Here is a 15,453-nt window from a genome sequence, read left to right on the forward strand (position 1 = left end):
CGCAGGCGGTTGCTCCCAAGAACGCCCCCAATTTTTTGGTCATTGTCGCCGACGATCTTGGCTGGTCCGATATTGGTGCGTTCGGCGGCGAGATCGCGACGCCGAACCTCGATGCGCTGGCGCTCTCGGGCGTGCGCTTCACCGGCTTCCACACCGCCCCCACCTGCTCCCCGACGCGCTCGATGCTGATGAGCGGCGTCGACAATCACCAGGCGGGCCTCGGCACCATGGCGGAATTGCTGAGCGACGCCACCCGCGGCCATCCGGGCTACGAGGGGTATCTCAACGACCGCGTTGCCTCGATTGCCGAACTGCTGCGCGCCGGTGGCTATGCCACGCTGATGACGGGGAAATGGCATCTCGGCCTCACACCCGACCGCGAACCGGCCGCGCGCGGCTTCGAACACAGTTTCGCGCTGCTACAGGGCCTGTCGAACCACTTCGGCGCGGATCAGAATACCGCGTGGCGGAAGGCCGGGCTCGATCCCAGCTACCGTGACGACGGCAAGCCCGCCGCCCTCCCCGCCGGTCGCTATTCGACCGATTACTTTGCCGACCGGCTGATCGGCTATCTCGATCAGGCCAAGCGCGCGGGCGACGACCGTCCGTTCTTCGCCTATCTCCCCTTCAGCGCCCCGCACTGGCCACTCCAGGCGCCTGCCGATACGATCGCCAAGTACAAGGGACGCTATGACGCGGGCTACGAAGCACTGCGCGACGCCCGGCTTGCGCGGCAGAAACAACTGGGTCTCGTCCCCGCCGACGCCGTCGCCCACGCCACCGCACAGGTCCGCCCATGGACATCGCTATCGGCGGAAGAACGCGCGATCGAGGCGCGCAAGATGGAGGTCTATGCGGCGATGGTCGACCGGCTCGACGAGAATGTCGGGCGGGTCATCGCCGCGCTGAAAGCGCAGGGTCGCTATGACGACACGATCATCCTGTTCCTTTCCGACAACGGGCCGGAGGGCAATGTGATCGAACATCCCTCCCCCCGCTTCAGGATCGCCGATCCGAAGGCCCCGCCGGTCGATCCCGATGCGCCGGCGCCCGCCGACCCGTCGCTCGGCATCGACAACAGTCTGGCGAATATCGGGAAAGCGACCAGCTATGTCGGCTATGGTCCGGGCTGGGCGCAGGCCAATTCAACCCCGTCGTGGCTGGTGAAAGGCTATCCGACCGAGGGCGGCATCCGCGTCAGCGCTTTTGCGGCCGGCAAGGGCGTGGCCGGCGGCGGACGCATCGCCACCGCCAATCTCGATGTGCGCGACATTGCGCCGACCCTGCTCGATTATGCCGGGCTGACCCAGCCCAAGACCTATGCCGGTCGCCCGATCGTCGCGCATCAGGGGCATAGCCTGCGCCCCGTCCTCGCCGCTACCGCGCCTGCGATCCGCACCGCAGACGAAGCCGTGGGCTACGAACTTTTCTACCGTCGCGCCCTGCGCAAGGGCGACTGGAAGGCGGTCTACCTCCCCGCTGGGACCAACCGCTATACCCGCAAGGGCGTCAGCACCGGCCGCTGGCAATTGTTCGACATCGCCCGCGATCCGGGCGAAACCCGCGACCTCGCCGCGGCTGAACCCGCGCGGCTCGCCGAACTGGTCACTGCCTATGACGCCTATGCCAGCGACAAGGGTGTCGTGCCGGTTCCCGTCGCAGCAGCGCCGACCGCCGGCGGTGCTAGGCCATGAAGCGGACGACCGCGCTGCTCCTCGCTGTAGCCGGGCTTGTCTCGACCGGCGCGCACCGCCCTGCCCTCCGCTGCGACGCCGCCGACCGTTGCGTCACGATCCCCGCCGGCACGGTGCTGTTCGGCGAGGACGGCGCAGGCCGGCCCGGCAAGGAGATTCCCGTCACCGCCTTCCGCATCGACGCGCATGAGGTGACCAACCGCCAGTTCGCCGCCTTCGTCGCCGCCACCGGCTACCGCACCCGCGCCGAACGCGATGGTGCATCGGCGATCTTCGTCGTGCCGACCGAACCGGTGCCGCTCGACGATGCCACGCGATGGTGGCGGTTCGTGAAGGGCGCGGACTGGCGCCATCCGCAGGGACCGGGTAGTTCCCTCCACGACAACTGGCAGGCAGCCGTCGTCCATGTCGACCGTGCCGATGCCGCCGCCTATGCCGCATGGGCCGGGGGGTTTCTGCCGAGCGTCGAGCAATGGGAGCGCGCCGCCCGCGGTCGCCAGACGACCGCGCGCGACGCGATGGCGTGGGCGTTCGACCATGGCAAGGCTCAGGCGAATGTATGGGAAGGCGTCTTCCCAATGATCGACACCGCCGCCGATGGCTATGCCGGCATCGCCCCCGTCGCACGCTTTCCCGCCAATAGCTTCGGGCTGTACGACATGGTCGGCAATGTATGGGAATGGGTCGCGGGAGACAGTCCGGTCGGGCTGGTCAAGGGCGGCAGCTTCCTGTGCGCGACCAACTACTGCGCGAACTTCCGCCCCGCCGCGTTTCAAGCGCAGGAGCAGGATTTTCCGACCTCACACATCGGGTTCCGCGTCGCTTATCGCCTGCGATGATCTCCTGGACCCACTTGCGGACACGCAAGGCGTCACTGGATATTGGAGGCAGCCCACGTCGACTTCAATGCTCCGGAAGGTAATCTTGATCGACCGCTACTGGCCGTCTGTGGCTGCAGCAAGGTTGCAGGTGCTGGGCGACCAAAGGTTGCGTGAAATGCCATGGGGTAGGTGCTGAACCGGGATTGGATCCCACCCTCCCCGGTCATGGACGAGGAATTCGTCGACAAACCAGAGGATCCGACCGCCTTTTCCTATAACCGTCGGAACCGGATTGCCTGCCCGCCACCCGCCGCCAGCAGGATCGACAGTTGATCGGTCGATGTCACGATCCGCCGCGTGACTGCCACACGCTCGGGCGCGCTGCGCCAGTCGGCACCCGGACCATCGGCGTAGATCGTCGCCTCGTATCGGCGACCCGCTTCGAGGAAGTCGAGCGGCACGGCCACCGTACGCGCATCGTCGTTGGTGATCGCGCCCAGATACCAATCGGGCCCGGCCCGGTCCTGCCGTGCGACGACGGCATATTCGCCGATCTTTCCTTGCAGCGTGCGGCTCGTTTCCCAGTCGGTCGGCACGTCGCGAATGAACTGGAACGCGGCCAAGTTGCGGTCGTAATGTTCGGGCAGGTCGACCGCCATCTGCACCGGGCTGTAGAGCACGACATAGAGCGCGAGCTGGTTGGCCAGCGTCGAGGGAACGCGGTTGTCGGGCCGCGTCGCGCGATAATCGAAGGCGAAGACCCCCGGCGTATAGTCGAGCGGCCCCGACAACAGCCGGGTGAACGGCAGGATCGTGGTGTGATCGGGCGCATTGCCGCCATCGGGACTGCCGCCATTATATTCCTGTCCGCGCGCGCCCTCGCGGCTCATCAGATTGGGCCAGGTGCGGCGCAGGCCGGTATCCTTGACTGGTTCGTGCGGGAACACCGCGATGCGGTGCCGTGCCGCCGCCTCGACCACCTTTTGCAGATTTTCGACCGCATATTGCCCGTCGGGCCATTCGGTTTCGTCGTGCCGGGTCCCGACATATCCCAGCTTGATCGAGCGCACGCCATGGCGATCATAATAATCGAGCGCCGGTTCGAGCTGGCGCAGATAGTCGCGCACCTGCCCGCCGGTTTCGTGATGGCCGATCAGGTCGACGCCCTTCGCCTTCGCATAGGTCGATACCGCCGCCATATCGAAGGCGGGCTGCGCCTGGTCGAACGTGAATTTCGACCGGCCGTTCTTCCACCATTCGGGCACGTCCCATCCGACGTTCCATCCCTCGACCAGCACGCCCTTGATGCCGTGCGCCGCCGCCCAGTCGATATAGGCCTTTGCCCGCCCGGTCGTGGCACCGAGCTTGGGCCCCGGCTCCCACGTCAGCAGTCCGGTGTGCATCGCCCAGAAGATGCCGATGCATTTTTCGGGCCGCGCCCACGACACGTCGCCGATCCGGTTGGGCTCGTTGAGGTTCAGGACGATCGTCGAGTCCGCCAGTCGCGCCGCGTCGGGGGCCACCATCACCACCCGCCACGGCGTCACCGCCCCGCCATGCGTGCGCGCCAGATCGCCGTTCGACCATGGCGACAGGTCGGCCTTCAGCGTGCGGCTGTTCTCCTCGGGCATCCGCAGGTTCATAGAGGGGAAGTCGACCAGTGCGGCTTCATGCACCGCCATCGCGACGCCATCGCCCTCCAGCGTCAGCGGTGTCTGCGCTGTCTGGATCGCGGACAGCGCCGAGCGGCTGTACTCATATTCGCTGAACTTCTCGCGATAGGCGGGGATCGACCATGCCCGGTAATTCCGGGCGAAGTGGAACTCGGTGCGCTCGTCGCTGACGACCAGCGCCTGATCGCGGGTGCCCGGCAAGGTATAGCGAAAACCGAAACCATCGTCGAACACGCGGATCTCGACACCGAGTTGCCGCCCGTCCGCAGCCGCCACCGTCGCCGCCAGTCCCTGATACCGCTCGCGCATCGCACGCCGTTCGCCCCATGGCTGGGTCCATGCACGGTCCTGCGAGGTGCGGCGGCTGTCGACCAGCACCAGCCCGGCATCGCCCGGTCCGGCATCCCGGAACCGGAACCCCATGCGCGACCGATCTAGGATCGGCCTGCCGTCATAACGCGCCCGGTACACCGCCTCACCACGATCGACCGCCAGGTCGACGGCGATGCGCCCATCGGGGGAGCGCACCGTCTGCCATGCCTGCGCCAGTGCCGGGGTGGCGACCAGCAGGGCGGCGAGCGAAATCATCGTGCGGACCATGGTCGCCGCCCTTTCGTTTCAGAAGCTGTAGGTCAGGCTGGCACGGACGCGGCGGCCGAAGATCGGGCGGCCCTGAAACGCGGTTTCCTGTACCCCGATGATCGATCCGGCGCGCGGATTGCCCTCGGTCAGCCCGACTTCGTTGAACAGGTTGGTGGCGACCACCTGCGCCTGCAGCGCGTTGCTGATCTTCCAGTTCGCACCGGCGCGCACCTCGGTGTAGCTCGGCAACACGATGGTGTTGGCGACGTCGACATAGCGCTTGCCGGTATAGGCCGCCTCGCCGAACACGCTCACCCGGTCGCCCGGCAGGCGCAGCGTCGGGCGGAGCGAGAACTGCACCTGCGGCTGTCGCACGATCTGGTTGCCGCTGAAGTCGAACGCGCCGGTCGCGCCCTGTCCGGCAAAGCTGGTATAGTTGATCTTCTGGTAGTTGCCGCTTGCCGAAATGTCGAAGAAGTCGACCGGGCGCAGCGACAGCTCCACCTCGACCCCCTTCGATTCCGCCGCCGCATTCTGGTTGACAGTCTGCGCCTGCCCGTTGGGACCGGCGACGATCGTCTGGAAGGCGACGTTGGGGAACTTGTTGTAGAACAGCGTGACGAACGCCGAGAAGGGCCGCGTCGAATATTTGAAGCCGCCTTCGACCAGATCGATGCGGTTTTCGACCGGAATGCCACCGAACCACTGAACGAATTCGGGGGTCACGCGGAAGCTGCGGCTGTAGCGCGCGAAGGCGGCGACGCGCGGGCTGAATTCATAATTGCCGCCGACCGAGAACGCCCATTGTCCGGTCTTGAAGCGATAGGGGGTGGTCCCGCCGGTGAACACCAGCACATTGTCGTCGGCCAGCGTCGATGCGTCGCCCAGATTGCGGCGCGCCGTCTGCGCGATCGTTCCTTCCTTGGCGACATGGTGATAGCGCGCGCCGAGATCGACGCGCAGCTTCGGCGTCACCTGCCACGCATCGGTCAGGTAGAAGGCGTTGATCGTGACGTCGTCGTCAAAGCGTTGCAGATTGCTGTGCAGGTTGAGCAACCCGCCCTGCGTCAGCGCCACCGTCTGCTGTCCCGCGGCGTTCAGCCCGACGATGTCGAAATAGCGTGGCCGGTTGATCGCCTCCACGACAATGTCGTTCCAGTTCCAGTTCCAGTTCTGCGTCTGTTCGAAATGGCTGAAGTAATAGCCGCCGGTCAGCGTGTGGCGGCCAATGCCGGTGTCGAGCTTCTTGGTCACGCTCAGGTCGTTGACGACATTCTCGACATCGACGACCGTGTTGAAGATGCTTTGCGTCAGCGCGAGCTGGTTGCCGAGCGCCGAGGCTGCCACCGTCTGCCCGGTCCGCGCGTCGCGGTACACTGCTCGCACGGTGTCGGGACGGGCGGCGAGAATGCGGCTGAAGCCGTCGCTCAGGAACTGCTGCGACGTCGCGATACCCGAACTGAACAGGCCGTTGAAGTCGACGAAGCCCTTGGTATAGCGCGCGCGGTTGTTGACCTCCCACCCGTCGCCCAGCGGCTTGTTCAGGATAGCGGTGAAGGTGTCGGTATCGGTATGGATACCCTGCGTCAGATCGACGCGCTTGCCGAACACGCCGTTGCCGTCGGGCACGGTGATCCGCGCGAAATCGGTGTTGACCAGCGTGCCGGTGCCCGCATCCAGTCCCGGCAACCCCTTGTCGGCACTGGCGAGCGGGATGGCGGTGTAGAAGATGTTCTTGTCGTCGAGCTTGCGATAGCTGACGAACAGCGATCCGCTGTCGGCGAAGTCGTAGTTCAGCCCGACACGAAGCTGCCCGCCCTGGTTGCCGGTGAAGCCCGGGTTCCGCAGGCCGTTGTCCTCGCGGTAGAAGCCGCCGACCGAAAACGACAGCCGATCGGTCAGCGGGCCGGACACATTGGCATCGACGCGGTAATGATCCCAGTCGCCAACCTCGGCCTTGACCAGCCCTTGCAGCGTGCTGGTGGGGCGTTTGGTCAGGACGTTGACGACACCGCCCGGCGCATTCGACGCGGTGATCGAGGCCGATCCGCCGCGCACGATCTGGAGCGAGTCCACCGTCGCGTCGACACGGAAGAATTCGTCGGCGTTGGTGAAGGCGCCCGCCCCCTCTTCCCACACCGGCAGGCCGTCCTCGAGCAGCGGGAGATAGCGGTAGTTGTCCGCCGGCAGCCCGCGCGAATAGACGTTGTTGCCGACCTCGCCGCCCGAGCTTTCGACATAGATGCCCGGCGTCGAGGCGATCAGGTCGGCGATGCCCAGCGGCGCCTTCTGCGCGATGGCCAGCGAATCCACCGTGGTGATCGCATAAGAAGTTTCGAACTTGCGCACGCCGGTGCGGGTGCCGGTGACGATGATCTCGTCAAGGCCGAGGTCGCTGCCCTCGGCGGCGGGCGCTTCCTGTTCGGCGGTGGCCGGTTCGGCGGGCACGGTCTGCGCCCCTGCCGGAGCCAACGGCAACGTCGCGGCGATCGAACCGAGCAGCACAAGGCGATAGGCACGCATCATATATCCCCTCCATGGACGCCGCGCCTGCGCGGTCGTTTGATGGGCAACAGATGCAAGCTCGCGCAAAACAATGCAAATATAAACTGCAAACGATTGCAATTTACATGGAGTGACAAGGATTTCGGCAAATAATCCGAGCTATATCAATTGGATGAAACGTATCGACCCACAGAATTTGCATGGAACCTTCGCGTCAACCGGCACAGGATTCGCGAATCACGAGATCGGTCGGCAGACGTTCGGACCGGACGCGATGCCCGTCGATGATCCGCAGCAATTTCGACACCAGCAGGCTGCCCGCCTTGATGACGTCCTGACGGATCGTCGTCAGTCCCGGTATCGCCAGCGCCGCCGCGTCGATATCGTCATAGCCGATCACCGCGACGTCGCCCGGGACGGACATGCCCCGCCAGTGAAGCGCCCGGATCGCCCCGAGCGCCACCACATCGGACGCGGCGACGATCGCGTCGAACGCGATGCCACGCTCCAGCAGGTCATCGACCGCCTCGCCCCCGTCGAAGCGACCGGCGGCGGGCGTCTGGACCAACAGCGGATCGAACGGAACGTCATGCGCTGCCAGCGCGGCACGATACCCCTCCTGCCGGATCGCGATCTGCGAGAACGGCGTGCGCGCCGCCGCGATCGGCGGTGCCGCCCCCACGAAGGCGATCCGCCGCCGTCCGCTGCGCAACAGATGCTGCGTCGCCTGAAAACCACCGGCACGGTTGTCGCTGCCGATCGAACAATATTGCTGTCCGGCAACCTCCACGCCCCATGCGACCAGCGGCGCCCCGGCCGCGCCGACCCGGTTCAGCGTATCGTGAAACTGCGACTGGCCGAGGAAGATCGTGCCCGCATACCCGCTGTCGTCGAGGAACGCGGCGAGCGTCGCGTCGTCATGCGGCGTCTGCCACACGATCGATATGTCGCGCCGCCGCTCGCGCACCGCCGTGCCGATTCCACCGATCAACGCCAGTTCGAACGGGTTGGCCAACTGGCTGCCATGCGCCAGCGACACCGGCACGACGAGGCATAGCTGATCGGCCAGCATCGGCACGGACTGGCGGCGGCGCTGCGGAACATGGACATAGCCGAGACGATCGGTGGCGCGCAGGATGCGCTCGCGCGTATCGTCGCTGATCGCGCTGTGTCCGGTCAGCACCCGCGACACGGTGGCGATCGACACGTCGGCCGCCTCCGCGATGTCGCGCAGCGTGGGTCCGCTTCGCTTCATCCGGGTCATCGCGTCATGGTTCCTCGTTCGTTTTGCATTAAGTTGCGTTACGCGGTCCGTGTGGGTTCGTCCACCGCCGGCAGGCGCAGGCTGAGCCACGCGCCGGCCAGCATCGCCAGTCCGCCGAGCGGGAGGACGGGCACCACTGATCCCTGCAACGGATGGGCGATGATCCATCCCATCGTCAGCCCGGCGACCAGTTGCGGCACGACGATGAAGATGTTCATCGCCCCGATGAACATGCCCGCCGTGGCGCTGGTCACGACCCGCCCGGCCAGCACGAACGGCGCGCTGAGCATCGAGGCATAGGCAACCCCGATCAGCCCCGCACAGCCCATCAGCGCTATCGGGCCGGTACAGGATGCAAGCGCGGCGAGGCCGACCGCCCCCGCCCCCAGTGCCGCCGCATGGACGCGCCGCACCCCGAACCGGCGGAACAGGGCCGGCAACACGAACGCGAAGATGCCCGCGACCCCGTTATAGGTGCCGAACAATACCCCGACGAAGTCCGCGCCGCGGGCATAGGCCGCATCGAACGGTGACGTCGCACCATAGACGTTGGCGGCGATAACCGGCGTGGCATAGACCCATAGCAGATAGAGGCCGAACCAGCAGGCGAACTGGATCGCGGCCACCGGTCGCAACACGCGCCACAGCCGCGCAACCGCCGCAAACCGCTTCGCCTTTGGCGCGGATACCGGGGGCGTGGCGTCCGCACGCCGGGGTTCGCGCACCGTCGCCAGCGTCCATCCGACCGACAGGGCCACCGCCGCCGCCGCCGCGATGAAGGCGAAGCGGATCGACGGCGGCGTCTGTCCCGGCAGCGCGGCGTTCGACAGCCCCGCCTGTGCCAGCAGCATCGGCGCACAGGCACCCGCCAGCGCGCCCAGCCCGATGAACACCGTCTGCATCGCATAGCCACGCGCATGGTCCGCCACCGGCAGCGTATCGGCGACCAGCGCGCGATACGGCGCGTGCAGCGCGTTCATCGCCGCTTCCAGCAGCCAGATCGTCGCCACCGCCACTGCCAGCGACGCGGCGAGCGGCAATGTCACCAGCGCGGCCATCACGATCAGCGCAGAGCCGAAGATATACGGCCGCCGCCGCCCGAACCGCGTGCCGTACCGGTCGCTGAGCGCGCCGACGACTGGCTGGATCAGCAACCCGGTCACTGGCCCGGCAAGCCACAGCAGCGCCAGTTGCTCGACCGGTGCCCCCAGCCCCTGAAAGATACGGCTGAGACTTGCGCTCTGGATGCCGAACGCGATCTGCAACCCCAGATAGCCGATGCTGATATTGATCGTCCGTGGACGCATGCCCCTGGCCCCCTCCCCGATAGGATCCATTTATTCTGGACCATCGGCAGCGGCGAGTGCTCACGCAATGGCGGTTTGAAGCGTCCCGGGTTTTCGCATAAGTTCCGCGACCGCGCGGTGCGGATGGTTGATGAGCATCGAGGGGATTATCGGTCCGGGTGGGCGGCGATTACCTCCATCGCCGGAAAGGTCGGCTGCACGACCGAGACACTGCGCCGCTGGTGCCCGGAGGAGGCGAGCCGACGAGCGGGACCAGCGACGAAATACAGGCGCAGATCAAGCGCGTCCATGATGCCAGCTTTGGTATCTATGGCACGCGCAGGGTCTGGCATCAGTTGCGGCGCGAAGGCGTGGCGACCGCCAAATGCACCGTGGAACGGCTGATGTCGGCCATGGGTCTGGCCTTCGCCTCTGCTGTCAATCGAACAGCGTCCGATGGAAGACCAGCGACGCCGCGCCCAACGGTCCGGCGAGATCGGGTTCCAGGCTAGCGACATCGAGCAACGTCATCGGCGCGCGTGTCCCACGCCGGTCGGTCAGCGTCGTTTCCGGCCATTCCGCTGCGTCGACGATCCGGCGCGCCAGCACGCGCGGCAAACGCCCCCCCAGGATCAGCGCCTCGCAGTCCAGGGTGCGGCGAAGCACGCCGAACAGATAGGAGAAGCTTGGCTGGTGCTCGGTCAGCCATGCTTCGACACCGGGCCATGCCGGATCGAACCGCGCGACCATGTCGGCGATCCCGGTGGTCGATACGCCGTGATCGGCGAGGCAGGCGCGCAGCGTCGCAAGATTGGGGGTGGCCCGTCCCGCCATCGGAAAGAGACCCGCGATTTCCCCCGCATTGCCGTGTCGACCCCGCATCAGCACCCCATCGACGATGATCCCCGCGCCGAACCCCGAAGCGACGTTGACGTAGCACGAACTCGCATAGCGCGAGCCGACGCCAAGCAGGCGTTCACCCAATGCCGCGGCGCTGGCGATGTTCTCGACGACGACAGGCATCGTCAGCCGACGCGATGCGTCCGCGCGCAGATCGACCAGCGCCCAGTCTTCCAGCTCTTCGGCCGGGTTCACCATGTCGGGCGCGACAAAAAAGCCCGCGACGGCAATGCCGAGGCCATTCAGCCTGTCCGGTTCGATACCCAGGGACGACAACGCCCCGGTCCCGAACGACGCGGCCGCGTCCAACAGGTCGCCACGCGGCATGCCCGGCATCGTGATCTCGGCGCGCGCCCGTACGCATCCGGCCAGGTCGAGCAGGGCGACGTCGGCGCGATCGGTCATCACCGACAATCCAAGCGCAAAGGCCGCATCCGGTACGATATGGATGATATTGCTGGGTTGCCCCCGGCCTTCCGCAACGGTTGCCCCGGCGCGGACCAGGCCGGCCACCTCCAATTCCTCGGTCGCACGAAAGATCGCGGTCCCGGAAAGGCCGGTTTCACGGATCAGCACCGATCGCGAAACGCTACCGTGCCGCCTGATCGCGGCGAGCACCGTGCGTGCGCGCACAGAAACGCCTGCGGCTTTGATCAAACGCCCCTTCATCATGCGCCATGGCTACCGACTGCGGTGAAAATCCACCAGTAGCGACCCACTGTCAAATTAATATCATACAACACGATATATAAAGGCGGGAGATAATGGGGGACTGATTCGAGATGCGTTGCCAAATCCGTTGGGTTCACGGCCTGCTGGCCGGCACGATGCTGACAAGCACAGCCGCGCTGGCGCAGTCGCAAGCGTCTGCTGCGGTTGCAGAGCAGACTGTGGCAGAAGGCTCCGAAGAGGGTCAGGAGATCGTCGTCACCGGCTTTCGCGCCTCACAGCGTTCGGCGACCAGGGCGAAGCGCGACTCCGCCGTCATCCTTGATGCCGTTTCGCAGGATGATGTGGGGCGGCTGCCCGATCTCAACATCGTCGAGGCCAGCCGGCGGATCACGGGTGTGTCCGTAGTCGGCGGTGCCGATCCGACCAAAAACCGCGACATCTATCAGCGCGCCACGATCCGCGGGCTCGATCCCAGATACAATCTGGTGACGATCGACGGGATCCCGCTGGCCTCGCCCGACTGGGTGTTCCGCGGCGCACGGCTCGACATGCTGCCGTCGTCGCTCGTGTCGCGGATCGAGGCGATCAAGAGCGTCACCGCGCAATATGATCCGCACGCGCTGGGCGGCCAGATCAACATCGTATCCAAGAGCGCCTTCGACGGACGCGGCGACCGCTTCTTCGTCATGAACGCCAATGGCGGCTACAACGATACCGCCGGCAAGCTCATCCGCAAGGGCGGAGCATCGGTCCGTGCGGATGCGACCGGCGCGATGCGCTTCGGCGCCGATCGTACGTTCGGAATCGTCGCATCGGTGGAATATCAGCGGTTGCCGTCCAGCGCGCGCGCCGAACTGCCGGGCGACAGCAATGGTGCGGGCTGGTCGTATTTCACCGCCGCGGGTGCGCGGACGCCGTTCCCCAATCGGTCGACCGGACTTCTCGTGCCGGTGCGCAACCAGGATTATTTCTTCGAGAACATGCGGACCCGGGTGAGCGGCAATCTGAAGCTGGAATGGCGTCCCGACGATGCGACCGAGCTTTCCCTGTTCGGCGGCTATTACCACGACAAGGATACCGAGACGCGGTACGAGATCCTGACGCTGCCGACCGGCGCACCGACGGCGGTCACCGCAACGAGCGGCGCGTTCGCGCAGGGCGATCTTCAGCAGGGGCTGACCTATCAACCGGTCACGCGCGATACCTGGCTGATCGACGTCAAGGGACGCCATGATTTCGGCGACGGCATCGTGCTCGACACGACGCTGGCGCGCTCGAAGGCGGAATACCGCGAACTGCGCGAGATGATAAAGTACGACACCAATCCGCGCGCCGGTACGTCCTCGGCCGGGTTCCTGCCGGCGTTCGGTTATGGCTATACCATCACGGACGGCCGTCCGCGGCTTACGATCAACGATACTGCGGCTGCCAACAATCCCGACAGCTACCGTGCGCTCTATTATCGCAGCATCAACCGGGATCTCGATTCCACCGTCGATTTTGGCAAGGTCAACCTCGGCATCAACGCGACCGCCGACAATCGGGGTTTCGGGGCGAACGTGGGTGCGGCGGTCACGCGGACCGACCTGTCCTACGACCAGCGCTACACCGAATATGTTCCCGCCACTGTCGCGGGGCAGGTAACCGCCGGAACGCTGCGCGGCATCCTCTACGACAAGAACCCGACCGCCTATCTGACGCCGGCCGTTCGTTATCTCCTGATCGATCGGCAGGCGGCATGGCAGCGTTTCGAAACCAGTCGCAGCGCGTTCACTACCACCAACCAGGTCGCCAACAACGCGGCCGACGATTTTCGCGATCTGGAGACGACGAAGGCGGTCTATGCGCAGGGGCTGTTCCGCGCCGATCGCTTCGATGTGCAGGCGGGTGTCCGCTACGATGCGACGACGCTGGTCATCGACACGAACCAGGCGCCCACGACACGGGGTTCGACCGCGTACGAGCCGGTCCGTCGGACGACCGACTATGCCTATTGGCTTCCCTCCGCGCTGGCGACGTACCAACTCGGCGACGGAATGCGGGTGCGGGCGGGCGTATCGAAGACGATCGGCCGACCCGACTATAGCCAATATGCCGCCCGCACCTCGTTCGGAATCGGCACGGACGGGACGCTGACGATCAACACCGGCAATCCCGATCTGAAACCGCGCGAGGCGTGGAATTACGACCTGTCCTACGAATGGTACATGGGCGCTGGGATGCTGTCGGTCGCCGGTTTCGTGAAGGACATCAGGAACGAGATTTTCACGAGCAGCCAGCAGGGTCCGGTCACCACCTTCCAGGGCGTGACGTATCAAAGCGTCTTCGTCAGCACGCCGCGCAATGCCGCCGGGGCGACGGTGAAGGGACTTGAGGTCGGCTATACGATGGATCGTATCGCCGCGCTGCCGGGCTTGGGCTTCAATGCGAACTTTACGCTCCTCGACGGATCGTACCGGCAGCCGGTCAGCGCCGCGGGGATTGCATCGGGGCTGCCTGTGACCCGCAAGACGAGCGGGCTGATCCAGCAGCCGGACTACATTGCCAATATGACGCTGTTCTATGCGACCGGGCCGGTCGAACTCCGCGCCTCGTACAACCGCATCGGCCGCGCGCTGCAATCGGCCGACGGCGACACGCCGACGCGCGATCTCTACCAGGAACCGCGCCAGCAGGTCGACGTGCAGGCGCGCCTGGCCGTGCGCGAAAGCGTGGAACTGGTCGGGCAGGTACAGAATCTGACCAAGGAACCGTTCGTTGTCCGCCAGGGTACGGGTCGCGACTATCTGAACTACTTCTTCCCCGTGGGCCGGACGTTCTGGCTGGGTCTGTCGTGGAAGCCGAACTGGTGAGGGGGTTTTCCCGCATCCTCGCGCTGGCGGGCATGTGCCTGTCCGCCCCACCGGCGCTGGCCGATGGCGCACGGCCGGCCGATACCGTGCGGATCGTTTTGAAATTCGTGAAGCTTAGCGCGGCGGACATGCCAGTCGCGCGGTTCGATCCGGCATCGTGCCCGTCCTGCACGGCTGTCACTGCGCCGTTTTTCAATGCGGAGAATGCGCGCGAGACGGTGATCGCGCTGAGCGTGCCGCGTCGGCGGTCGCTGGAACTCGCCTTCCAGGGGTCGGCGAAGGCTGTTCGTCGGGTCATTCTGGAGGGCGGCGACCTGCCGTTCCGGTACGATGCGGGACGCCTCGTCGTGCAGGTGCCGCCGGTCGCTGCAGACGCCGTCACCGCGGCCGAAGTGGCGACGCATATCGTCGAACCGGGCATGGTCCTGCGCTTCGAACATGCCGATCCGGTGCGACGTGCCGGTTTCTATGCAACGGGGCCGTTCCCCGAAGTGCAACGCCGGGCCGCCAATGTCCTGGAGTTCGCACAACGCGAAGTTATTCGCGAACTGGGGTTGGGCGAACAGGTCGAACGTGAGCATCTGGGGCGTATCCAGATCATGGGGTTCGATACCAATGCCCCCCACGGCCACACCGACGCCCCGCCGCACATGCACATGCACCTGCGCTGGCCAGGCAATACGGGGACGCAGATCGGGCATTATTATATCGGTGCCGACGGTCTGCTGACCCACAATCAGGTGGGAGTGAAGGATATTCCCGGCAGGGAGCGCCGTTTCGGGCGTGGCGAGCCTTTCACGACGGTCGGTCCCAATGACCGTGGAATTTATACCCATCGGATCACGACCGAAGGTTGGCTGGAGCTTGGTCGGGCAGGAGAGAAACCATGTCTGATCCAGCCCGATGGCAGCACCGGCTTTCAGTCGGGTGCGACGATCCGGTGTCCCGGACACCCTGTCACACGTGTCGGGGTTGAGGACGATCGATCGCGTGGCGTCATCACCGTTGCAACCGGCGATGTAACCGAAACCTTCCGGTACGACACCGACACAGGGGAGTTGACCTCACCCGCTGCGGTCACGCCACCGGGGCCTTCCGTCTATCAGGACGAACCGATCAATCCAGCGTGGTCCGGTTGACGTGAAGCGTCCCGGGTTTCCTGGAGGCATTTAGGTTTGGGTCATGCGGCCATATCGAGTTCCTC

9 protein-coding genes and 1 pseudogene are annotated in these 15,453 nt (G+C 65.6%); 5 read left to right on the plus strand and 5 right to left on the minus strand.

Translation table 11 applies throughout. The annotated features are described in order from the left end of the window. Positions 1-35 precede the first annotated feature (35 nt). Positions 36-1,694 (plus strand): arylsulfatase, encoded by a 1,659-nt coding sequence (locus ASE78_RS07605; protein ID WP_056495165.1) that lies wholly within the window; start codon positions 36-38, stop codon positions 1,692-1,694. Continuing rightward, positions 1,691-2,533 (plus strand): SUMF1/EgtB/PvdO family nonheme iron enzyme, encoded by an 843-nt coding sequence (locus tag ASE78_RS07610; protein WP_056495167.1) that lies wholly within the window; start codon positions 1,691-1,693, stop codon positions 2,531-2,533. The genes ASE78_RS07605 and ASE78_RS07610 overlap by 4 nt, the downstream gene beginning before the upstream one ends. Positions 2,534-2,787: 254 nt before the next feature. On the opposite strand, the gene ASE78_RS07615 is transcribed toward ASE78_RS07610, so the two are convergent. The 4 genes from ASE78_RS07615 to ASE78_RS07630 all read right to left on the minus strand — a co-directional run bounded on the left by ASE78_RS07615 (position 2,788) and on the right by ASE78_RS07630 (position 9,846). Then, on the minus strand, positions 2,788-4,788 hold the full coding sequence (locus tag ASE78_RS07615; protein WP_056495170.1) for a glycoside hydrolase family 97 protein: 2,001 nt from the start codon (positions 4,786-4,788) through the stop codon (positions 2,788-2,790). Between the two features lie 18 nt (positions 4,789-4,806). After that, the gene (locus tag ASE78_RS07620) at positions 4,807-7,296 is read right to left on the minus strand and encodes a TonB-dependent siderophore receptor (RefSeq protein ID WP_056495174.1); all 2,490 of its coding nucleotides are present in this window, start codon (positions 7,294-7,296) and stop codon (positions 4,807-4,809) included. Between the two features lie 193 nt (positions 7,297-7,489). After that, positions 7,490-8,539, minus strand: a complete 1,050-nt coding sequence (locus ASE78_RS07625) for a LacI family DNA-binding transcriptional regulator (RefSeq protein WP_056495177.1) — start codon at positions 8,537-8,539, stop codon at positions 7,490-7,492. A 38-nt stretch (positions 8,540-8,577) separates the two neighbouring features. Further along, the gene (locus tag ASE78_RS07630; RefSeq protein WP_056495180.1) at positions 8,578-9,846 is read right to left on the minus strand and encodes an MFS transporter; all 1,269 of its coding nucleotides are present in this window, start codon (positions 9,844-9,846) and stop codon (positions 8,578-8,580) included. Positions 9,847-9,969: 123 nt separating this feature from the next. On the opposite strand from ASE78_RS07630, the pseudogene ASE78_RS18255 reads away from it, so the two are divergent. Beyond that, positions 9,970-10,325 (plus strand): annotated as a pseudogene (locus tag ASE78_RS18255) (IS3 family transposase); the annotation flags it as partial. Here the strand turns inward: ASE78_RS18255 and ASE78_RS07635 are convergent. Continuing rightward, positions 10,264-11,397 (minus strand): ROK family transcriptional regulator, encoded by a 1,134-nt coding sequence (locus ASE78_RS07635; protein WP_056495182.1) that lies wholly within the window; start codon positions 11,395-11,397, stop codon positions 10,264-10,266. The pseudogene ASE78_RS18255 and the gene ASE78_RS07635 sit on opposite strands and share 62 nt — an antisense overlap. 155 nt (positions 11,398-11,552) lie before the next feature. Here ASE78_RS07635 and ASE78_RS07640 point away from each other — a divergent pair, with 155 nt between their 5' ends. Both ASE78_RS07640 and ASE78_RS07645 read left to right on the plus strand, forming a co-directional pair. Continuing rightward, entirely contained in the window at positions 11,553-14,249 is a 2,697-nt protein-coding gene (locus ASE78_RS07640; RefSeq protein WP_162236472.1) for a TonB-dependent receptor, read from the plus strand. Further along, entirely contained in the window at positions 14,231-15,388 is a 1,158-nt protein-coding gene (locus ASE78_RS07645) for a hypothetical protein (RefSeq protein ID WP_156351322.1), read from the plus strand. Before ASE78_RS07640 ends, ASE78_RS07645 begins: the two co-directional genes overlap by 19 nt. The last annotated feature ends 65 nt before the right edge of the window (positions 15,389-15,453 follow it).

The organism is Sphingomonas sp. Leaf25 (assembly GCF_001421635.1).
Taxonomy (GTDB): Bacteria; Pseudomonadota; Alphaproteobacteria; order Sphingomonadales; family Sphingomonadaceae; genus Sphingomonas.

What these genes read in the sequence shown, in the direction of transcription:
- ASE78_RS07610 (WP_056495167.1), top strand. Translation starts at nt 1,691, where the DNA reads ATGAAGCGGACGACCGCGCTGCTCCTCGCTGTAGCCGGGCTTGTCTCG.
- ASE78_RS07615 (WP_056495170.1), bottom strand. Translation starts at nt 4,788, where the DNA reads ATGGTCCGCACGATGATTTCGCTCGCCGCCCTGCTGGTCGCCACCCCG.
- ASE78_RS07620 (WP_056495174.1), bottom strand. Translation starts at nt 7,296, where the DNA reads ATGATGCGTGCCTATCGCCTTGTGCTGCTCGGTTCGATCGCCGCGACG.
- ASE78_RS07625 (WP_056495177.1), bottom strand. Translation starts at nt 8,539, where the DNA reads ATGACCCGGATGAAGCGAAGCGGACCCACGCTGCGCGACATCGCGGAG.
- ASE78_RS07630 (WP_056495180.1), bottom strand. Translation starts at nt 9,846, where the DNA reads ATGCGTCCACGGACGATCAATATCAGCATCGGCTATCTGGGGTTGCAG.
- ASE78_RS07635 (WP_056495182.1), bottom strand. Translation starts at nt 11,397, where the DNA reads ATGATGAAGGGGCGTTTGATCAAAGCCGCAGGCGTTTCTGTGCGCGCA.
- ASE78_RS07640 (WP_162236472.1), top strand. Translation starts at nt 11,553, where the DNA reads ATGCTGACAAGCACAGCCGCGCTGGCGCAGTCGCAAGCGTCTGCTGCG.